This is a genomic window from Bradyrhizobium sp. SZCCHNR1098, from assembly GCF_032489375.1.
In the GTDB taxonomy this organism is placed as follows: Bacteria; Pseudomonadota; Alphaproteobacteria; order Rhizobiales; family Xanthobacteraceae; genus Bradyrhizobium.
Map to the genome: position 1 here is coordinate 414292 of NZ_JAUEXY010000001.1, position 20784 is coordinate 435075.

At 66.8% G+C, this 20784-nt stretch carries 20 protein-coding genes; 14 read left to right on the forward strand and 6 right to left on the reverse strand.

The features are described from left to right. Positions 1-197 precede the first annotated feature (197 nt). From infC to QX135_RS01900, 8 genes are all read left to right on the forward strand, one after another. Positions 198-737, forward strand: a complete 540-nt coding sequence (gene infC, locus QX135_RS01865; protein ID WP_315740503.1) for a translation initiation factor IF-3 — start codon at positions 198-200, stop codon at positions 735-737. A 466-nt stretch (positions 738-1203) separates the two neighbouring features. Next, positions 1204-1404 carry a 50S ribosomal protein L35 gene (gene rpmI / locus QX135_RS01870; protein ID WP_008539890.1) on the forward strand — a complete coding sequence of 67 codons (201 nt, stop codon included), beginning with the start codon at positions 1204-1206 and terminating at the stop codon, positions 1402-1404. Positions 1405-1481: 77 nt separating this feature from the next. Beyond that, on the forward strand, positions 1482-1841 hold the full coding sequence (gene rplT, locus QX135_RS01875; protein WP_012040570.1) for a 50S ribosomal protein L20: 360 nt from the start codon (positions 1482-1484) through the stop codon (positions 1839-1841). A gap of 142 nt (positions 1842-1983) precedes the next feature. After that, positions 1984-3066 carry a phenylalanine--tRNA ligase subunit alpha gene (gene pheS / locus QX135_RS01880; RefSeq protein WP_316180762.1) on the forward strand — a complete coding sequence of 361 codons (1083 nt, stop codon included), beginning with the start codon at positions 1984-1986 and terminating at the stop codon, positions 3064-3066. 155 nt (positions 3067-3221) lie between these two features. Further along, on the forward strand, positions 3222-3722 hold the full coding sequence (locus QX135_RS01885) for an endonuclease domain-containing protein (RefSeq protein WP_315740368.1): 501 nt from the start codon (positions 3222-3224) through the stop codon (positions 3720-3722). Further along, positions 3719-6127: a phenylalanine--tRNA ligase subunit beta gene (gene pheT / locus QX135_RS01890; protein WP_316180760.1), complete on the forward strand. Its 2409-nt coding sequence runs from the start codon at positions 3719-3721 to the stop codon at positions 6125-6127. The genes QX135_RS01885 and pheT overlap by 4 nt, the downstream gene beginning before the upstream one ends. After that, positions 6124-6900 (forward strand): sulfite exporter TauE/SafE family protein, encoded by a 777-nt coding sequence (locus tag QX135_RS01895; RefSeq protein WP_315740370.1) that lies wholly within the window; start codon positions 6124-6126, stop codon positions 6898-6900. The genes pheT and QX135_RS01895 overlap by 4 nt, the downstream gene beginning before the upstream one ends. Positions 6901-6933: 33 nt before the next feature. Further along, positions 6934-7878, forward strand: coding sequence for an MBL fold metallo-hydrolase (locus QX135_RS01900; protein WP_316180757.1), 945 nt, complete (start codon positions 6934-6936; stop codon positions 7876-7878). Positions 7879-8017: 139 nt separating this feature from the next. On the opposite strand, the gene QX135_RS01905 is transcribed toward QX135_RS01900, so the two are convergent. Continuing rightward, positions 8018-9430, reverse strand: a complete 1413-nt coding sequence (locus tag QX135_RS01905; protein ID WP_316180755.1) for a flavin monoamine oxidase family protein — start codon at positions 9428-9430, stop codon at positions 8018-8020. A gap of 193 nt (positions 9431-9623) precedes the next feature. On the opposite strand from QX135_RS01905, the gene QX135_RS01910 reads away from it, so the two are divergent. Beyond that, a complete protein-coding gene (locus QX135_RS01910) occupies positions 9624-10601 on the forward strand; it encodes a YiiX/YebB-like N1pC/P60 family cysteine hydrolase (protein WP_316180753.1) in 978 nt (325 codons plus the stop codon). A gap of 16 nt (positions 10602-10617) precedes the next feature. Here QX135_RS01910 and QX135_RS01915 read toward each other — a convergent pair whose 3' ends face one another. Then, entirely contained in the window at positions 10618-10893 is a 276-nt protein-coding gene (locus QX135_RS01915) for a metal-sensitive transcriptional regulator (protein ID WP_315716843.1), read from the reverse strand. A 46-nt stretch (positions 10894-10939) separates the two neighbouring features. Between QX135_RS01915 and QX135_RS01920 the strand changes: the two genes are divergently transcribed. Then, positions 10940-13633: a heavy metal translocating P-type ATPase gene (locus QX135_RS01920; RefSeq protein ID WP_316180751.1), complete on the forward strand. Its 2694-nt coding sequence runs from the start codon at positions 10940-10942 to the stop codon at positions 13631-13633. Positions 13634-13709: 76 nt separating this feature from the next. Further along, the gene (locus tag QX135_RS01925) at positions 13710-14462 is read left to right on the forward strand and encodes a sulfate transporter family protein (protein ID WP_315778133.1); all 753 of its coding nucleotides are present in this window, start codon (positions 13710-13712) and stop codon (positions 14460-14462) included. On the opposite strand, the gene QX135_RS01930 is transcribed toward QX135_RS01925, so the two are convergent. The 4 genes from QX135_RS01930 to nth form a co-directional block, all read right to left on the reverse strand. Further along, positions 14400-16019 carry a DHA2 family efflux MFS transporter permease subunit gene (locus QX135_RS01930; protein WP_316180748.1) on the reverse strand — a complete coding sequence of 540 codons (1620 nt, stop codon included), beginning with the start codon at positions 16017-16019 and terminating at the stop codon, positions 14400-14402. The genes QX135_RS01925 and QX135_RS01930 overlap by 63 nt on opposite strands. Next, on the reverse strand, positions 16016-16522 hold the full coding sequence (locus QX135_RS01935) for an isoprenylcysteine carboxyl methyltransferase family protein (protein ID WP_316180746.1): 507 nt from the start codon (positions 16520-16522) through the stop codon (positions 16016-16018). The genes QX135_RS01930 and QX135_RS01935 overlap by 4 nt, the downstream gene beginning before the upstream one ends. Then, the gene (locus QX135_RS01940; protein WP_316180744.1) at positions 16519-17571 is read right to left on the reverse strand and encodes a type III polyketide synthase; all 1053 of its coding nucleotides are present in this window, start codon (positions 17569-17571) and stop codon (positions 16519-16521) included. Before QX135_RS01940 ends, QX135_RS01935 begins: the two co-directional genes overlap by 4 nt. A 209-nt stretch (positions 17572-17780) precedes the next feature. Next, positions 17781-18605, reverse strand: a complete 825-nt coding sequence (nth, locus tag QX135_RS01945) for an endonuclease III (protein WP_316180742.1) — start codon at positions 18603-18605, stop codon at positions 17781-17783. A gap of 22 nt (positions 18606-18627) precedes the next feature. Here nth and QX135_RS01950 point away from each other — a divergent pair, with 22 nt between their 5' ends. The 3 genes from QX135_RS01950 (at position 18628) to QX135_RS01960 (ending at position 20784) form a co-directional block, all read left to right on the forward strand. Further along, positions 18628-19161 carry a DUF2244 domain-containing protein gene (locus QX135_RS01950; RefSeq protein ID WP_316180741.1) on the forward strand — a complete coding sequence of 178 codons (534 nt, stop codon included), beginning with the start codon at positions 18628-18630 and terminating at the stop codon, positions 19159-19161. A gap of 158 nt (positions 19162-19319) precedes the next feature. Further along, positions 19320-19655 carry a GIY-YIG nuclease family protein gene (locus QX135_RS01955; RefSeq protein ID WP_316180738.1) on the forward strand — a complete coding sequence of 112 codons (336 nt, stop codon included), beginning with the start codon at positions 19320-19322 and terminating at the stop codon, positions 19653-19655. Between the two features lie 229 nt (positions 19656-19884). Further along, complete coding sequence (locus QX135_RS01960; RefSeq protein WP_316186473.1) at positions 19885-20784, forward strand: bifunctional helix-turn-helix domain-containing protein/methylated-DNA--[protein]-cysteine S-methyltransferase; 900 nt, start codon at positions 19885-19887, stop codon at positions 20782-20784.

Below are 20784 nucleotides of genomic sequence, written 5' to 3' on the forward strand. Positions count from 1 at the left end.
AAGTGCGGTTTTGATCGCCATTCTTGGCCATGTGGTCCCTTTGGGGGAATGCACGGCCGCGCCGAAGCCCTGCGCGTGCGACGCAAGAGCCATGACGGCCGGATGTTAATTCGACGCACGGGACGCCAGCTGTCTTGCCCGCGAGGGCATCTTCCTTCAAAATAGTCGCCTTCTTCCACAACCTTGGAGAACTACCCATTCGCCGCCCCAATCGAGCCCCGCCCGCTGCCGTCAAAGACGGGCCGCGCACAAATGATGAGATTCGCAATGCGCAGATCCAGCTGATCGATTCAGAAGGTACCAACCGCGGCACTGTCGAGACCGTGGTTGCGATCAAGATGGCCGCTGATGCCGGCATGGATCTGGTCGAGATTTCGCCGAACAACAATCCTCCCGTCTGTAAGATCATGGACTACGGGAAGTACAAGTATTCGGCGCAGAAGAAGGCCGCCGAGGCCCGCAAGAAGCAGAAGGTCGTCGAGATCAAGGAGATCAAGCTCCGCCCGATGATCGATGATCACGACTACGACGTGAAGATGCGGGCGATGCAGCGCTTCTTCGAAGAGGGCGACAAGGTCAAGATCACACTGCGCTATCGCGGCCGCGAAATGGCGCACCAGGAGATCGGCACCAAGCTGCTCGACAAGGTCAAGTCCGACGTCGCGGCTTTCGCCAAGGTCGAGCAGGACGCGCGGTTCGAGGGACGCCAGGTGGTCATGGTTCTGGCCCCGCGCTAGTCGCCAGCCACCGACGCACCAAACCGAGCCCGCCACACGTCTGGCGGGCTTTTCTCTTGAAGCCCCCGTCAGAACCGCTCTTTGCGGGCGCGGATCAGGACCTGCCACCGCCCGCTGCAGCTGCCGGAGGAGCCTTTGCGGCTCCACCGAGCGGAGCCGGCCGGTGCCGGTGGCCGAGGGCCGCCCTGGGATACCTGTACCCGCGGCTCGCATGTCGGCTGACCATGTCGGCTGACCATGGCTCGGACGAGCCGATTCGGCGGTTCAGCGTTGCCAAGAGCCACCGTCTCTGGCATAAGCGCGGCCTTCGTCGCCCGGCTGATCAAGGGCTGCCGTGGCGATGTCCCTGTGCGGGTGGATCCTTGTTTGGACCCAATACCTGAGCACAACCAACGCTCTAACGAGCATTTTCGCCTGATGGCGCCGCTTTTGCGGGCGGCTTGCCGTTGGCATGAAGGAGAGCCAAATGCCCAAGCTGAAGACCAAATCCGGCGCCAAAAAGCGCTTCAAGGTGACTGCCACCGGCAAAGTGATGCACGCCCAGCGCGGCAAGCGCCACGGCATGATCAAGCGGACGAAGAAGCAGATCCGGCAGCTGCGCGGCACCCGCGTGCTGTTCAAGACCGACGGCGACAACGTCAAGAAGTACTTCTTGCCGAACGCCTGACCGGCCTCTCGCTTCCGAAACCCTGGCCGCCTCCAAGCCGCGGCTGATCGTCATCTCTGAATCCAAGGATACCCGGCATGTCTCGCGTCAAACGCGGTGTGACCGCCCACGCCAAGCACAAGAAAGTCTTCAAGGCCGCCAAGGGCTATTACGGCCGCCGCAAGAACACGATCCGCACCGCCAAGCAGGCCGTCGAGAAGGCCGGCCAGTATGCGTTCCGCGATCGCAAGCGCAAGAAGCGCACCTTCCGCGCGCTCTGGATCCAGCGCCTGAACGCCGCCGTGCGTCCGTTCGAGCTCACCTACAGCCGATTTATCGACGGCCTGTCCAAGTCCGGCATCACCGTCGACCGCAAGGTGCTGTCGGATCTCGCGATCAACGAGCCCGCCGCGTTCCAGGCGATCGTTGAGAAGGCCAAGGCGGCGCTCGCCGCCTGATCGCCTCCGCATCGTGAGGACTTGCAAAGCGGCCGACGCTCTCGGCCGCTTTTTGCTGTCCGACGACCTCGATCCTTTCGCTTGACCCCTGTCGCCCGCGCGGCGACAACCCAGCCGCCTTTGTCCCGCGGAGATTTTGACCGTGTCCGACCTCGCCTCGCTCGAGACCTCGATCCTCGACCAGATCGCCACCGCCGGCGATGAAGCCGCGCTGGAAGCCGTGCGCGTCGCAGCCCTCGGCAAGAAGGGCTCGATCTCGGCGCTGCTGGCCACGCTCGGCAAGATGTCTCCCGACGAGCGCAAGACGCAAGGCGCGGCAATCAACCTTGCCAAGGACAAGGTCACGCAGGCGCTCGCCGCACGGCGCGAGGTGCTCAGGGCCGCTGCGCTGGACGCGCGGCTCGCGGCCGAGACCATCGACGTCACCCTGCCGCTGCAGGATTCGCCGGCCGAGACCGGCCGCATCCATCCGCTCAGCCAGGTGTTGGACGAATTGACCACGATCTTCGCCGACATGGGCTTCTCGATTGCGGAAGGCCCCGATGTCGAGACCGACGACTACAACTTCACCAAGCTGAACTTCCCGGAAGGCCATCCGGCGCGGGAGATGCACGACACGTTCTTCTTCAATCCGAAGCCGGACGGCTCGCGCATGCTGCTGCGGACCCACACCTCGCCGGTGCAGGTGCGGACCATGCTGAGCCAGAAGCCGCCGATCCGCGTGATCTGCCCGGGCCGCACCTACCGCATCGATTCGGACGCGACCCACACGCCGCAATTCCACCAGGTCGAAGGCCTCGTCATCGACAAGGGCTCACATCTCGGCCACCTCAAATGGATCCTGCATGAGTTCTGCAAGGCGTTCTTCGAGGTCGACCACATCAACATGAAATTCCGGCCGTCGTTCTTCCCGTTCACCGAGCCGTCGCTCGAGGTCGATATCCAGTGCCGCCGCGACAAGGGCGAGATCCGCTTCGGCGAGGGCGAGGACTGGCTGGAGATTCTCGGCTGCGGCATGGTGCATCCGAACGTGCTGCGCGCCTGCGGCATCGATCCCGACGAGTACCAGGGTTTTGCCTGGGGCATGGGCATCGACCGCATTGCGATGCTGAAATACGGCATGAGCGACCTGCGCCAATTGTTCGAAGGCGACGTCCGCTGGCTGTCCCACTACGGCTTCAAGCCGCTCGAGGTGCCGACGCTTGCCGGGGGATTGAGCGCGTGAGCGTTGCCGGCCTCGCTGTCTCCGCTCGGGCGGTAGGACTCCCTCTCCCGCTTGCGGGGGAGAGCTGGATCCCCCGCGCGCGCGCTTCGACAACCACCGGTTTCTCCGTTCCCTCCCCCCTTGTGGGGGAGGGTCAGGGAGGGGGGTAGCCCCGGATGCCGCACGCAGTTGTCAGCGAGCGCCATCGCCGCCGGGCGAAGCAACTTCGCCAGGCGATGACGCGCGCCGAGACACTGCTCTGGCGCTACATCAAGGCGAACCGGATCGATGGCGCCAGCTTTCGCCGCCAAGTCCCGTTTCGTAACTACATTGCTGACTTCGTCTGCTTCTCGGCAAAGCTTGTCATCGAACTCGACGGGGAATCGCATGATTTCGCCGAACGGCAGGCAAGAGACGCCCAACGCGACGCATTCTTCGCAGCCGAAGGCTTTGAAGTCCACCGCTTCACCAACGAGCAGGTGACTTCGAACTTGGAAGGCGTCGTTGAAGCCATCCGTCAGGCTCTCGCCGTCCGCGCCCGTGGCTTACCCCCCTCCCCAACCCTCCCCCACAAGGGGGGAGGGAGCGGAGAGAGCTGTGCAAGCGGCCAAGACGGCACATACGAAGCCAACACACACGATACAAACACCAGCAAGATCCGAGGCATGCAGCCATGAAATTCACGCTGTCCTGGCTGAAGGACCATCTCGACACCGATGAGTCGGTGGAGACGCTCGCCGACAAGCTCACCATGATCGGCCTCGAGGTCGAGCATCTCGAGGACAAGGCGAAGCTGCTCGCGCCTTACAGAATCGCGCGCGTCGTTTCCGCCGAGCAGCATCCGAACGCCGACCGCTTACGCGTCTGCATGGTCGACACCGGTGACGGTGGCGCGCCGGTGCAGGTGGTGTGCGGCGCGCCGAACGCGCGCGCGGGCCTGGTGTCGGTGTTCTCGCCGCCCGGCACCTACATCCCCGGCAAGAACATCACGCTCTCGGTCGGCACGATCCGCGGCGTCGAGAGTCGCGGCATGCTGTGCTCGGCCGCCGAGCTGCAGATTTCCGACGACCACGACGGCATCATGGAGCTGCCGGCGGATGCGCCGATCGGCAAGCCCTATGCCGAATGGGCCGGGCTCGGCGATCCCCTGTTCGAGATCAACCTGACGCCGAACCGCCAGGACTGCACCGGCGTGCACGGCATCGCCCGCGACCTCGCCGCCGCCGACATGGGCAAGCTGAAGGACCCCGGCATCAAGCCGGCGAAGGGCGAGCTCCCCTGCCCGGTGAAGGTCACGGTCGAGGACGAGAAGCTTTGTCCGGGCTTCGCGCTGCGACTGGTGCGCGGCGTCAAGAACGGCCCGTCGCCGAAGTGGCTGCAACAGCGCCTCACATCGATCGGCCTGCGCCCGATCAACGCGCTGGTCGACATCACCAACTACATGACCTTCGACCGCGCGCGTCCGCTGCACGTGTTCGACGCCAAGAAGGTGAAGGGCAATCTGGTCGTCCGCCGCGCGCGTGACGGCGAGACCCTGCTCGCGCTCGACGGCCGGACCTACACGCTCGACCATTCGATGTGCGTCATCGCCGACGATTCCGGCGTCGAATCGCTCGCCGGCATCATGGGCGGCGAAACCTCCGGCTGCGACGAAGGCACCACCGACGTGCTGATCGAATCGGCGCTGTGGAACGAGATCAACATCGCCCAGACCGGCCGCAAGCTCGGCATCAATTCCGACGCGCGCTACCGCTTCGAGCGCGGCGTCGATCCGGCCTTCATGGTGCCGGGCCTGGAGATGGCGACCAGGCTCGTGCTCGAGCTTTGCGGCGGCACTCCGTCGGAGACCGTCGTCGTCGGCAATCCGTTTGGTGATGACCGTATCATCGATTTCCCACTGACCGAGGTGAAGCGGCTGGCGGGCATCGAGGTGCCGCTGACCGAGATGCGGCGGATCCTGACGCATCTCGGCTTCGTGGTCGCCGGCAACGGCCCGGTCGTGAAGGTCGCGGTGCCCTCCTGGCGCAGCGACGTGCATGGCAAGGCCGACATCGTCGAGGAGGTCGTGCGCATCGTTGGCGTCGACAAGGTGCCGATGACGCCGTTCGAGCGCGGCGATGCCCCTCGAAAGCCGGTGCTGACGCCGATCCAGCTGCGCACCCGGCGCGCCAAGCGCGCGCTGGCGGCGCGCGGCATGGTCGAGGCCGTGACCTGGTCGTTCATCTCCAAGCCGGCGGCCGAGCTGTTCGGCGGCGGCAAGGCCGAGCTCGCGCTTGCGAACCCGATTGCCGCCGATCTCTCCGACATGCGGCCGAGCCTGCTGCCGGGATTGATCGCAACCGTGCAGGCCAACGCCGATCGTGGCTTCGGCGATGCCGCGATCTTCGAGGTCGGGCAGATCTTCAAGGGCGATGGCCCCGCGGACCAGCTCATGGCGGCGAGCGGCATCCGCCGTGGCGTCGCGTCGGCGAAGGGTCTCGGCCGACATTGGACGGGATCGCAGGCGGCGAGCGCTTACGACGCGAAGGCCGACGCGCTCGCCGTGCTCGCGGCCGCTGGCGCGCCGATGGCGTCGCTGCAGATCGTCGCCGGCGGCCCCGCCTGGATGCATCCGGGACGCTCCGGCACGATCCAGATGGGACCGCAGAACGTGCTCGGCCATTTCGGCGAGCTGCATCCGCGCACGCTCGAGGCGCTGAAAGCCGACGGGCCGCTCGTCGCCTTCGAGGTGATCCTGGATCGCATTCCGGCCGCCAAGGCGAAGCCGACGCGCGCCAAGGCGGTGCTGGAGCTGTCCGCATTCCAGCCGGTGTCGCGCGACTTCGCCTTCATCGTCGATCGCAAGGTCAAGGCCGGCGATATCGTGCGCGCCGCGCAGGGCGTCGACAAGAAGCTGATCACCGATGTCGCCGTGTTCGACGTCTACGAGGGCAAGGGCATCGAGGACGGCAAGAAGTCGGTAGCGATCGCCGTCACCCTGCAGCCGCGCGAGAGGACGATGACGGACGAGGAGATCGACGCCGTCGCGGCAAAGATCACGGCCGACGTTGGCAAGAAGACCGGCGGCACGTTGCGCGGATGAGCCTGTCCGGGCTCATCCCTGCCGATCTCAGCCTGTTCGCGGCGGTCGCGCTGGCGATCGTCGCTTTCATCGCCGCAACCGCGCGCGGCTTCTCCGGCTTCGGCGCGGCGCTGATCTTCATGCCGCTCGCGAGCAGCTTTGCGACGCCCCGTCTGGTCGCGCCGCTGCTGCTGGTGATCGACTTCGTATCGATGGCCCCAATGGTGGCGCCGGCCTGGCGCGAGGCCGACCGCAAGGCCACCGCCGTGATCGTCGCGGGTGCGTTGGTCGGCGTGCCCGTGGGAACCTATTTCCTCAGCCGGCTGGACCCTGTCACCGTACGCTGGATCATCACCGGTTTCGTGATCGCGCTGCTTGCGCTGCTGCTGTCCGGCTGGCGCTATCGCGGCAGGGAGTACACCGCGCTGTCGGTCGCTGTCGGCTATATCTCCGGATTCTGCAGCGGACTGGCGCAGACCGGGGGCCCGCCGATCGTCGGCTACTGGCTGGGACGCCCGATCCCGCCAAAGATCGCGCGAGCGAATATCGTGCTGTTCTTCGGCGCATCGGACTTCTTCGCGATGGTGAGCTACGCAATGAGCGGGCTGATCACCTGGGATTCGCTGAAGCTTTCGCTGCTGATCGGTCCGGTCTACGCGCTTGGTGTCGCGTTCGGCGCGTCGCTGTTCGGCCGTGCCAGCGAGCAGGTGTTTCGCGCCATCTGCTATGCGCTGATCGCAATCGCCGTGATCGCCGGCCTGCCGGCCCTCGACGGCGTGCTCGGGCGGGGTTAGCCTTCCTGCAACGAAGCCAACAGGGAGGCCACCGTGATCCATCGGCGAACAATGCTCAAGCTCGCGCTGGGAACGGCCGGCGCCATCGCGGCGCCCGCGGCGTTCGCGCAAGGCGCAAAGACCGGCACGCGGATCGTCTTCCTCGGCACCAAGGGCGGCCCACGCGTCGGCGTGGGCGCTTCGAATCCGGCCAATCTCGTCGTCGTCAACGGCACGCCGTTCGTGATCGATTGCGGCATGGGCGTCAGCCGTCAGCTCGTCAATGCGGGCGTTCCGATCCCGTCGGTCAAGTACATCCTGATCAGCCACCACCATTCCGATCACAATCTCGAATACGGCAACCTGTTCTACAACGCCTGGGCCGCGGGATTGTCGACGCCGATCCAGTCGTTCGGACCAAAGGGCCTGGAGGCGATGACCAGGAGCTTCTGGGAAACTAACAAGTTCGACGTCGACACCCGCATCGCGGACGAAGGCCGGCCAGATCCGCGGCCACTCCTGGTCTCGAAGGATATCGACGCGGACGGCGTCGTGCTGAGGACGGCGGACGTGACGGTAACCGCGTTCCGCACGCCACATCCGCCGATCACCGACAACTTCGCGTACAAGTTCGAGACGCCCGACGGCACGATCGTGTTCTCGAGCGACACGGCCTATAACCCGAAGCTTGCAGAGTTTGCCAAGGGCGCCGATGTGCTCGTGCATGAATGCCTCTATGTGCCCGCGGTCGATCGGCTGGTCGCCAAGACGAAGAACGGCTCGACGCTGAAGAAGCACCTGCTCGACAGTCACACGACCACGGAAGACGTCGGACGCATCGCCGCGGCTGCAGGCGTGAAAGTGCTGGCGCTCAGCCACTTCGTACCCGGTGATGATCCCGAAGTGACGGACGAGGACTGGACGCGGGACGTGAAGAAGAACTACACGGGCCGCATCGTGGTCGCGAAAGACCTGATGGAATTGAAGCTGCCTGTGTAGCCAAGGCTGGGCGTGCTTCAATCGGCAGCTCGCCTGCTTCAGCCGTAGGGTGGGCAAAGGCGTAGCCGTGCCATTTCAACGCTTGAGATCGCAGCTGCGCCGTGCCCACCATCTTGCTGATGAGTTTGCGGATCGACGGTCAATCCTCCGGCGAGGCCGAGCGCACCTTGCCGCGACGGCGCGGTCGCTGCCGCTCACTGCTCGGCTCCGGCTCGGCGTCCTTGATCGCGCCGATCCGGCGCAGCGCGGCTTCGGCGGCGCGCTCGCCGGAGTCCCAGGCGCCGTCGACCGTGCCCCACAGCGTTTCGTGCGTGGCCTCGCCGGCCAGGAACAGCGGGCCCAACGGTTCGCCGAGAATTTTGCGGGCGCCCTGGCTGCCGGGCGTGGCCGCCGACATCGCACCGAGCACACCCGGCACCTGGTTCCAGCGCGTGGCTGCGGACGACTTCACCGCTGCGGCGGCTTCACTTCCAAACAGCTTGCCGATCCACTCCCGGGCGAAGTCGGCCATCACCGCCTCGCCCTGCACTGCTAGTTCGCGGCCGAAGGCGCCGGCAACATCGACGGTACAAAGCGACGATCCACCGATATTGGCAAGCAGCAGACCCGTGCGGTTGGAATTGCTCTGCTCGATGATGACCTCGTCCCGAGACAGGCCGAGCGGATTGCCCGCCAGCATCAGCGCAATGTGATCGTAGCTGCCGAGGCTGAGCTTGGCGGCGGCGTCGAGTTGCCGCTTCGGCAGCTCGGGCGCGAACTTGATGGCGCCTGATGTCAGCACGTTGGTCGACACCGTGAGGATGACGGCGCGCGTCGCGATTCGCCCCGCCGGCGTTTCCACCGCGACGTCGCGGTTGGTCCACACGACGCGCGTTGCCGGAGTCGACAGCGATGACGGCAACGATTCGCCGAGCTTGGCGAGGAACGTGCCCAGCCCCTGCCGGCAGGCCAGCGGAGCGCTGCGACCCTGCGCGCGCGCCTTGTCCATCGCGGAGAGATCGGCGAGATCCTTTCCGGTCGCGCTGGCGCCGAGCACGAACGCGGTGGTGCTGGTCCAGTCGCCCAGATCTTTCGGCAGCGCCGCGGCGCAGGAGGTATCGAGCTTGCCGCGCGCCGCCTCGTCGATGGCGCGATTGGCGCGCACCAGCCCGGCCAGGAACTGCTCGGTCTCGCCAGGCCGCGCATTGCGCCGGCCGACCCGGATCTTCTGCCCGACGGGAGCCGCGACGAGATCGAGTCCGACGCCGCGCGCGAGCCTTCCGATGGGATTGCTGTCGGCGCTGTGCAGCCAGCGGGCGCCGCGATCGAACGGCACGCCGAAAGTGGCGACATCCGTGCTGCAGCGGCCGCCGATCTGCGGCGCGGCCTCCAGCACCACGACCTTGCGGTTGGCGGCCACGATCCGGCGGGCCGCGGCGATTCCCGCCGCACCCGCCCCGATCACGACAATGTCAGCCTCGCGTGGAACAGCCGCCTGCGCGGCGCGGCCTGAGATGGGCAGCGCGGCCAGCGCCGCGGAAGCGGAGAGGAAGCCGCGGCGCGTGAAGTTCATGACATGGTTTCCGAAAGCTTTGAACGAAACGAATACCGACCGAATTTGCCGTATCTGCTGCGCTGCGGCAACCGGGATGGTAAACGCGATACCGTGCGGACTGCTTCGACTATGAACCAAATTGCAACCGCAATCGACCATCATGGAAGAAGGGAAAAAGCCGGCGACCGGCCAAGGTCGCCTGGGGAGCGTTATGGGTATCGTGCTCGACCAGATCGGCAAGCTGATTGCCGCCTATCTCCAGAAGGAGATCCCCGGCTATGAGCCGTTCACGCCGAGCGATCCGGACTACCTGCGCAAGGACGTCCAGCCCGGCGACGTGCTGTTGGTCGAGGGCAACAGCCGCATCTCCGGCATCATCAAATATCTCACGCAATCGACCTGGTCGCACGCCGCGCTCTATGTCGGCCCCATCGATGGCGCCGTCGAGCCCGACGGGGAGCCGCATGTGCTGGTCGAAGCCTATGTCGGCGACGGCGTAATCTCGGCGCCGCTGTCGAAATACTTCGCCTATCATACCCGCGTGTGCCGTCCGGTCGGCCTGACCTATGAGGACCGGCACACGGTGTGCCGCTACGCCATCAATCGCATCGGCTTCGGCTACGACACCAAGAACATCATCGACCTGATGCGCTATCTGATCCCGATGCCGGTTCCGCAACGCTGGCGGCGGCGCATGATCGCGCTGGGTTCGGGCGATCCGACCAAGATGATCTGCTCGGCGCTGATCGCGCAGGCGTTCGATGCGGTCCGCTATCCGATCCTGCCGAAGATCACGCGGGCCCCCTCACGGCGCGCCAAGCGCGAGATCCTGCACATCCGCGATTCGTCGCTCTACATGCCGCGCGACTTCGACATCTCGCCCTATTTCGAGATCATCAAGCCGACCATCGTCAATGGATTTGACTACACGACGCTGCACTGGGCCGACAAGCAGAAGCCGCTCGCGGAGGTAGCGGGCGAGTTCGCCGTGTTTCCAGGCTCCGTCACAGCGCCGCCGCTCGTTCCTGAGGCGGCTGACGAAGAGGCGGCGCAGCCGGTTTCGGCTGAGGAAGTGATGATCGAGGAAGTCAGCGAACGGCTCGTCGTCAACGAGCATTACCTCGTCGCCGAGCCGGTGCGGCAGGTCGCGCCGCGCGCGGCTGCCCGACGGCGCAAGGTCGCGGTTTGATCGTCATCCATTCTGCTCAGCGATCCGACCGGCCGATCACGTCCATCAGCTCCGCGATCTTCTGCCGCTGATCGGCCTTGTCGCCGGAGGCGATCGCGTGCTCGACGCAATGCGCGACATGGTCGCGCAGGATCTCCTCCTCGACCCGGCGCAGCGCCGCCCGCACAGCGGAGATCTGGGTCACGATGTCGATGCAGTAGCGGTTGTCCTCGACCATCTTCGACAGGCCCCTGACCTGCCCTTCGATCCGGCTCAAACGTTTCTGACAGGATGTCTTGATGTCCTCGCGCATGGGGCCTATATACCCCTACAGGGTATAGGTTTCAAGAGGCCGGGCGATGTCGGAAACCAAACACGGGCATGGTGGCGCGGCCGCCGGCGAGGGCGGATGCGGCTGTGGATCGCACGCGCGCGCGGTGGAAACCGGACACAACCATGCATCCGCTGACAGCTGTTGCAGCGATCGTGCCGGCGCGGCGCCTGACAGCGATTCGGGGGCCTGCTGCGGCGGCTCGGACCACGCTGCGCCTGAACCAGCGAAGGTGACGGATCCGGTCTGCGGCATGTCGGTCGATCCGGCGACCTCGACGCATCACTTCGAGCATCAGGGTCACACCTTCCATTTCTGCTCAGCCGGGTGTCGCACCAAGTTCGCCGCCGATCCCGCCAAGTATCTCGCAGCCGCACCTGCAGCCGCGCAGTCGTGCTGTGGCGGTCATGAGCACCATGCGCATCAGCATGACCAGGCAAAAGTCATCGACCCCGTCTGCGGCATGAGCGTCGATCCCGCGACCTCGAAGCATCGCTTCGAGCACGAGGGTCACACCTTCCATTTCTGCTCGGCCGGCTGCCGCACCAAGTTCGCGGCTGATCCCGACAAATATCGCGGCGAACGCGAGTCGCCGCCCGCGATGCCGGCAGGCACGATCTACACCTGCCCGATGCATCCCGAGATCCGGCAGGTGGGCCCGGGCACCTGCCGGATCTGCGGCATGGCGCTGGAGCCCGACGTCATCAGCCTCGACGACGCGCCCAATCCCGAGCTCGCCGACATGACACGGCGATTCTGGATCGGCACCTTGCTCGCCGCTCCCGTCGTCGTGCTCGAGATGGGCGGCCACCTCGTCGGCGGCCATGGCTTTGTCGATCCGATGTTGTCGAACTGGATCCAGCTCGCGCTGGCGACACCAGTCGTGCTGTGGGCCGGCTGGCCGTTCTTCGTCCGCGGCTGGCAATCGGTCCAGACCCGCAATCTCAACATGTTCACCTTGATCGCGATGGGCACGGGCGTCGCCTATGTCTACAGCGTGATCGCGACCCTGGCGCCGCAGGCGTTTCCGCCGGCGTTCCGCGGCCACGGCGGCGCGGTCGCGGTGTATTTCGAGGCCGCCGCCGTGATCACCGTTCTCGTCCTGCTCGGCCAGGTGCTGGAGCTGCGCGCACGCGACGCGACGTCGGGCGCGATCAAGGCGCTGCTGCAGCTGGCGCCGAAGACAGCGCGGCGGCTCGATGCCGACGGCAACGACCACGAGGTGGAGATCGCCGAGCTCGCGGTCGGCGATCGCCTGCGCGTGCGTCCCGGCGAGAAGGTGCCGGTCGACGGCATCATTCTCGAAGGCCGCTCCTCGCTCGACGAATCGCTGGTGACGGGCGAGTCGATGCCCGTGACCAAGGCCGAAAGCGAGCGCGTCATCGCCGGCACCTTGAACCAGACCGGCAGCTTCGTGATGCGTGCCGACAAGGTCGGCCGCGAGACCCTGCTGTCGCAGATCGTGCAGATGGTCGCCGACGCGCAGCGCTCGCGCGCGCCGATCCAGCGCCTCGCCGACCAGGTCGCGGGCTGGTTCGTGCCGATGGTGATCGCAGCAGCCATTGCTGCCTTCGTCGCGTGGTACGCGTTCGGTCCCGAGCCGCGCTTCGCCTTCGGCCTCGTTGCCGCCGTGAGCGTGCTGATCATCGCCTGTCCCTGCGCACTCGGTCTCGCAACGCCGATGTCGATCATGGTCGGCGTCGGTCGCGGCGCCCAGGCGGGCGTGCTGATCAAGAGCGCCGAGGCGCTGGAGCGGATGGAGAAGGTCGATACGCTGGTCGTCGACAAGACCGGCACCTTGACCGAGGGCAAGCCGAAGGTGACGGCGATCGTCACCGCCGATGGCTTCGATGAGACCGAGGCGCTGCGGCTCGCGGCAAGCGTAGAGCGCGCCAGCGAACATCCCCTCGCCGCGGCCGTCGTCCGTCATGCCACCGAGCGCAACATCAAGCTCGCCGACGTGAAGGGCTTCGACGCGCCGACCGGCAAGGGCGCCCGCGGCGAGGTCGAAGGCAGGGCCATCGTGCTCGGCACCGCCACCTACCTGGCCTCGCTCGGCATCATCACCGATACGCTGGGCGTCGAGAGCAAGCGGCTGCGCAGCGAAGGCGCCACCGTGATCACGATGGCCGTCGACGGCAAGCCGGCTGCGCTGTTTGCGATCGCCGATCCGGTCAAGGCCTCGACGCCGGAGGCGCTGAAGGCCCTCGCGGCCGACGGCATCAAGGTGATCATGCTGACCGGCGACAACCGCACCACGGCCACCGCGGTCGCGCGCAAGATCGGCATCACCGAGGTCGAGGCCGAGGTGCTGCCCGAGCAGAAGAGCGCGGTGGTCGCGCGTCTGCGCGCCAGCGGCAAGATCGTCGCGATGGCCGGCGACGGCGTCAACGACGCGCCGGCGCTCGCCGCGGCCGACGTCGGCATCGCGATGGGCACCGGCACCGACGTCGCCATGGAGAGCGCCGGCATTACGCTTCTCCAGGGCGACCTCGGCGGTATCGCGCGGGCGCGAAAGCTGTCGGCGGCGACGATGCGCAACATCCGCCAGAACCTGTTCTTCGCGTTCATCTACAACGCCGCCGGCATCCCGATCGCGGCCGGCATTCTCTACCCCGTGTTCGGCATCCTGCTGTCGCCGATCATCGCCGCCGCCGCGATGTCGCTGTCGTCGGTCAGCGTGGTGGGCAATGCGTTGCGGCTGCGGGCGACCGAACTTTGATACAATGCCGGCGGACTTGCCGAAGCCCGCCGGCATGTCTACCTCTGCCGCGGGCTTTGCAGCGAGGGACCCCGCCATGATCGACGCCGCCATCAAGGCGATTTCGCAGATTTTGTCGCCGCCGATGCGCTCGATCCTGTGGCGCGCGATCGGGCTGGCGCTGGTGCTGGTCACGGTGCTCGCGATCGGACTGCAGCGGCTCTTGACCTGGCTCGCGACTGCCGGCGAGGGCTGGGCCGAGGCCATGCTCGGACCGAACTCGCACGGCACGCTCGAGGTGCTCACCTGGATCATCTCGATCGCCGCCGGCTTCGGCGTCGTGTTCGGCGGCATCATGCTGATGCCAGCGATCACCTCGGTGATCGCGAGCCTGTTCGTCGACGACGTCGCGGACCTCGTCGAGCGCGAGCATTATCCGGCCGAGCGCCCCGGCGTCGCCCTGCCCTTCGGCGTCGCCATCATCGAGGGCCTCAAGGCCGCCGGTCTCACCATCCTGGTCTATCTGGTCGCCCTGCCCTTCGTGTTCCTGGCCGGGGCCGGCTTCGTGATCTTCTTCCTCGCCACCGCGTGGCTGCTCGGCCGCGAATATTTCGAGCTGGCCGCGATGCGCTTCCGGCCGCCGGCGGAGGCCAAGGCGATGCGGCGCGACAATGCGGTGACCGTGTTCACCGCGGGGCTGATCATCGCGGCCTTCGTCACCATCCCGATCGTGAACCTGGCGACGCCGCTGTTCGGCATGGCCTTCATGGTCCACCTGCACAAGCGCCTATCCGGACCGCGGCCCGAACTGATCGAGCCGTCGCCGGAGCGCCGGCTGCGCAGCCTCTAGCGCCATCATCCGCGGCGACAGGCTCGCCGCCTTGCTGCGGGCGAAGGGGATCAGCAGGAAGCCGAGCAGCGCGACGCCGGCGAGCAGCGACCAGGCCTCGTTGACGCACAGCGCCAGCGAGGCCTTCTCCACCAGCGGCCGGACATAGGCGATCGCCTGCTCCTCCGAGACGCCGCGCGGCCGGTTGCGCAGCAGCTCCGGCGCGAGCCCGATCGCCCTGGCCGCCGCGGTATCGCCGGCCAGCAGGCGGTCGCGAAACGCCTGGGCATGCATGGCGACGCGGCCATAGATGATAGTGTCGATCAGCGCGATGCCGATGGCGCCGCCGAGATTGCGCATCAGGTTGAACAGCCCGCTGGCATCGGCGACCTCAGCCTGCGGCAGGTCGCCGAGCGCAATCCGCGTCGGCGGCAGCAGGCAGAACATGATGCCGACGCCGCGCACCACCTGCGGCCAGAACATTTCCTGATAGTCCGCAGCCGGCGGCTGGAACGCGCTCGCGGCCAGACCGAAGCCGAACAGCACGAAACCGAACGCCGTCAGGAGACGCGCGTCGACCTTGCCGTCCAGCGCCGTCACCAGCGGAGCGGCAATCAGTTGCGCTACGCCGGTGACCAGCATGATCTTGCCGATCTCGAACGCGTCGTGGCCGCGCACGAAGGCGAGGAACACCGGCATCAGATACACCGAGCCGAACAGCCCGATGCCCAGACAGAAGCTCGACAGGCAGCCGAGCGTGAACGACCGCCGCTGAAAGCTGCCGAGCCGCAGGATCGGATGCGGCGAGGCCAGCAGGCGCTGGATCAGCAAAGTGAGGCATGACGCGCTCAGCACCAGGAACGCAATGCAGTTCGATGACAGCCAGCCGCCCTTCGGGGCCTCCTTCAGCCCGAGCTCGAGGCTGGCCAGGGACACCGCGAGCAGCAACAGCGCAAACAGGTCGAGCTTGTCGAGCTCCGCGAGATCCATGCGCTGCTTCGGCAGCAGGCTTGGCGTCATCAACGCGGCGATGATGCCGGGCACGATGTTGATCAGGAACAGCCAGGGCCACGACCAGGTGTTGGTGATGAAGCCGCCGACGACCGGGCCGATGGTCGGTGCGAGCACCGCGACCACGCCGCCGATCGTCGTCGCGACCGCGTGCAGGCGCGGTGGAAACAGCAGGAACACGGCGGAGAACACGACGGGGATCAGGAGACCCCCGAAGAAGCCCTGCAGCACGCGAAACGCCAGCAGCGTGTGAAAATCGCCGCTGAACGCGCAGCCGAGCGAGGCGGCGGTGAAGATGCCGACGGCGCCGACGAACAGCCAGCGCAACGTGAACACCCGCGTGAGCAGCCCGGTGAGCGGAATGGCGATGATCTCGGCGATCAGATACGCCGTCTGGATCCAGCTCATCGCGTCCGGCGTGATGCCGAGCGCCTCCTGGATGGTCGGCAGCGACGTCGCCACCACCTGAATGTCCAGGATCGCCATGAACATGCCGACGCACATCAGGACAAAGCCGAGCCAGGTGGCGAGGCTTGGTCTGTCCTGCGGCGCGGCCGATGCGCTCATGCGGTCTGGCCGCCACCGACGCCGGTGAGTGCTTCCGATTCGGCACGGATGCGGATGAACAGCACCGCCGCATTCAGGCCTGAGAAGATCAGCGCGATCAGCGGCAGATGCAGCGCCAGCGGCAGCAGCGCGATCTCGGCTGCGACCACCAGATAGTTCGGATGCGAGATGTAACGATAGGGACCATCGGTCACCAGCGGCGCACCGGGCAGGATGATGATGCGCGTCGTCCAGCGCGGACCGAGCGTCGCCAGCACCCACCAGCGCAGACCCTGCAGCAGCACGAAGCCCGACAGCAGCCACGGGTCGACATCCTGGTCGGCACCGAGCAGCCACAGCGACACCAGCCAGGCCGCATGCATCGAGATCATCAGCGGATAATGATCCGCCCCGACCTCGACCGCGCCCATGGCGCGCAGGCGCTTGGTGTTGTGGCGGGCGAGCACGAGCTCGCCGAGCCGTTGCATGGTGACGAGGGCGAGGACGAAGGCGGCGAAGGTCATGCGGCGTGCCTCAATGAAACGCAGCTTGCGGTGAAACCAGGTCCGAGCGCAGTCAGCACCGAGCGCGGCGGCAAGCCCCGGGCGCGGGCGCGCTCCAGCACGAACAGCACCGTCGGCGCGGACATGTTGCCGTAGTCGGCGATGATCTCGCGCTCATGATCCAGCGTGCCCTGGCCGAGCGACAGCGCGCGCTCCAGCGCCGTGATCACCTTGGCGCCGCCGGGATGGCAGACGAAGCGGTCGACGTCGGACGGCGCGAGCTTCATCCGGTCCAGGATCTCGTTGACGGCCGGGCCCATGTTCTCGGTGACGAAGTCCGGAATGGTACGCTGGAAGATGACGCCGAAGCCTTCGGGATCGACGCTCCAGCCCATGATATCCAGCGTATCCGGCCACAGCTTCTCGCCGGTCGCCTCGACGCGGATAGCGCCGCCATCGCCGGCGCGCAGGATCGCCGCTGCGGCGCCATCGCCGAACAGGCTCAGCGCGACGATGTTGGCTTTCGTCAACTCATCATGGCGCACCGCGAGCGTGCACAATTCGAAGGTCACCAATAGCACATTGGTGCCGGGCCGGGCCTGCGCCAGCCGCGCGGCGATCGACAGGCCCGAGACGCCGCCGGCGCAGCCAAGCCCGAACACCGGCACGCGCGACACGTCCACGCGGAAACCCAGGCGCCCGGCGACGCGCGCTTCCAGCGTCGGCGTCGCGATGCCCGTCGAGCTCACGGTGACGATGGTGTCGATGTCGCCGGCTGCGAGATCGGCCTGCGCGAGCGCCTTGTTGGTCGCATCGATGAACAGCGCCTCGGCGCCTTCGAGATACGCTTCGGTCCGCTCCGGCCAGCCGCGGCGCTCCATGTACCATTCGATCGGCTTGACGCCGTAGCGCTGGCGGATGCCGGTGTTGGCGAACAGGCTCGCCATCGTGTCGAACTGCGGAAAGCGCGGCGACAGCACCACGCGGGCGGCCTCCATCACCTCGTTCTGGCGGAACTGATGCGGTGGCACCGAGGTCGCGAGCGACACGAGTGCGGCGGTATGGTCCATGCGGCTGATCCTTCAACGTCCCGGCGCAGAAAGGTCCGAGAACGCGGGAATCGTCACGCGCCACTCACATCGCCCCGGATTATGGGTGTCATCTTATGTCCAATGCGGGCGGCGATGTGGCTCGGCCATGGTGAGACGGCGTCGCGCCGTGACACAATAGTGACTGTCAAACGCGTTCTCAGGCGAAACCGTTCGTCACGCACAACGTATCAGGCGGTCTTCTCGGGCCAGCGGCAGAGGTCCTTGATCAGGCACAGCTCGCAGCGCGGCTTGCGCGCCAGGCACGTGTAGCGGCCGTGCAGGATCAGCCAGTGATGCGCGTGCAGCATGAACTCGGCCGGGATCACCTTCTCCAGCCCGAGCTCGACCTCCAGCGGCGTCTTGCCGGGGGCCAAGCCGGTGCGGTTGCCGACGCGGAATACATGGGTGTCGACCGCCATCGTGTGTTCGCCGAACGCCATGTTGAGCACGACGTTCGCGGTCTTGCGGCCGGCGCCCGGCAGCGATTCCAATTCGGCGCGCGTGCGCGGCACCTCGCCGCCGAATTCGCTGATCAGCTTCTGCGACAGCGCGATCACGTTCCTGGCCTTGGTGCGGTAGAGGCCGACGGTCTTGATGGTGTCGCGGAGCTTGTCCTCGCCGAGCGCGATCATCTTCTGCGGCGTGTCGGCGACGGCGAACAGCGGCCGCGTCGCCTTGTTGACGCCGGCGTCGGTCGCCTGCGCCGACAGCACCACGGCGACCAGCAGGGTGTAGGGGTTGAGGTGCTCGAGCTCGCCCTTCGGCTCCGGATTGGCCTGTGCGAAGCGGCTGAAGGCCTCGCGGATCTCGGCCGGGGTCCACGGCCTGGCCGCGCTCAACGCTTTCTTGACCGGCCGGGCAGGGCTCTTCGGCTTGGCCGTCGGGGCCTTCTTGGCGGACCGTTTCGAGGCGGCCTTAGGGGCTGACTTGGGAGCGGCCTTGGGAGCGGCCTTCTTCAAGGGGCTGCGAACCGGCGCCGGCTTGGCGCGTTGGGGGCGGGTGATTTTGGCCATGATCCGGGTATACTGAGGCCCCATGACGCCAGGCAACGCTTTTGCGTATCAGGAGACCGGCACCGACGCCGCTGATCCCGAGCTGTTCGCGGCCCGGCTGACGCCGCATCGCTCGCTCAGCCACACCGGCTTTCTGGTGCTGATGGTCGTGGTCTGCGCCATCAGCTTCATCGGCGGCCTCGCCTCGCTGCTGATGGGCGCCTGGCCCGTGCTCGGCTTCTTCGGCCTGGATGCGCTGGCGATCTACTGGGCCTTCAAGGTCAACTTCCGCCGCGCCAACGCCTATGAGGACGTCTCGATCACCCTGACCGAGCTGCGCCTGCGCCGCGTCAGCCACAAGGGCCACGTCATGGAATGGCGCTTCAACCCGCTCTGGGTGCGGCTCGACCAGGTCAGCCACGAGGAGTTCGGCATCGAAAACCTCTACCTCGTCGCCCGCGGCCAGCGCGTCGCGATCGCGAGCTTCCTGGGGCCGGAGGAAAAGGCCAGCTTCGCCAAGGCGCTGACGGCGGGGTTGCAGGCCGCGAAACGCGGGCCGGTGTATAATCCGCTGTAGGGCGTTATCTCGGCCAGCACTCCCCTGGGGAACGAGGAGCAACCCCGCGGCCGTCCTTGGGTCTCGCACCATGAGGCCACAGCACGGGCCTCGCCCTTCGAGACGCCCGCCTTCGGCGGGCTCCTCAGGGTGAGGAGAGACAGGGCACGAGGATCGTCATGACCGAAGGCGCGTATCTCTACATCGTGCTCTGCGCCGACGGACGCCTGTACGTCGGAACCACGAGGACATCGCTGGAGCTGAGGGTCGCCCAGCATGATGACGGGACCTTCGGCGGGTACACGTTGACCCGGCGTCCCGTCAAACTGCTCTACTCGCAGTGGTTCGAGCGGATCACGGATGCCATCGAAAGCGAACGCCGCCTGAAGAAATGGAGTCGCGCCAAGAAAGAGGCCTTGATCCGCGGCGATCTCGATGCGCTGCAGGCTCTCTCAGCGCGCAGAACGGCTTTCGGGGGGAAGACCTTCGCCCGCAAAGAGACCCCAAGGCGATAAGATGAAGCAGTGGTCCATTCCCTCGCCATGAACACGCTGTCGGCGTGCTCGTGGTTTTGCGTGCAGCGGCCGTTTGCGGCGCTTGACCCTCATGGTGAGGAGCGCCGCCCAAGCGGCGCGTCTCGAACCATGAGGCCCGAAACGATCAGCCCAGCCGATCACATTCGCCATAGCCCCCCGATCAGAAATCGGGTGGAGTACCCGCCCCGGCCGCCCTACATCCAAGCCCATGATGACCCTCGCCATTCACGATTCCGCCCTGGCCAAGCCGGGCCCGCAACAGACGGCGGCGCTGCGCGACTACGACGCGGTGCGCCGCGCCATCGCCTTCATCTCGGAACACTGGCGCCGGCAGCCGACCATCGAGGACATGGCCGACGCCGCCAGCCTGACGCCCGACGAGCTGCACCATCTGTTCCGCCGCTGGGCCGGGCTGACGCCGAAGGCGTTCATGCAGGCGCTGACGCTCGACCACGCCAAGGGCCTGCTCAAGGGCTCGGCCAGCGTGCTCGACGCCGCGCTCGACTCGGGCCTCTCAGGCCCCGGCCGCCTGCACGACCTGTTCGTCACCCACGAAGCGATGTCGCCCGGCGAATGGAAGACCGGCGGCGCCGGCACCACGCTTCGTTACGGCTTCCACCCCTGCCCGTTCGGCATCGCGCTGGTGATGGCCACCCCGCGCGGCCTCGCCGGCCTCGCCTTCGCCGATCCCGGCGAGGAGGCCTCCGCGCTCGCCGACATGAAGAGCCGCTGGCCGCGCGCTGCTTACGTCGAGGACGTCCCCGGCACCGCCGGCCTCGCCCAGCGCATCTTCGACAAGACCCTGTGGCGCCCCGACCAGCCGCTCCGCGTCGTCCTGATCGGCACCGATTTCGAGGTCCGCGTCTGGGAGACCCTGCTCAAAATCCCCATGGGCCGCGCCGTCTGCTACTCCGACATCGCGACGCGACTGGAGTCCCCGAAGGCCTCGCGCGCCGTGGGCGCCGCGGTCGGCAAGAACCCGATCTCGTTCGTCGTGCCGTGCCATCGCGCGCTCGGCAAGAGCGGAGCGCTGACGGGCTATCACTGGGGGCTGACACGCAAGCAGGCGATGCTCGGGTGGGAGGCTGGGCAGGTGGGGATAGGGTAG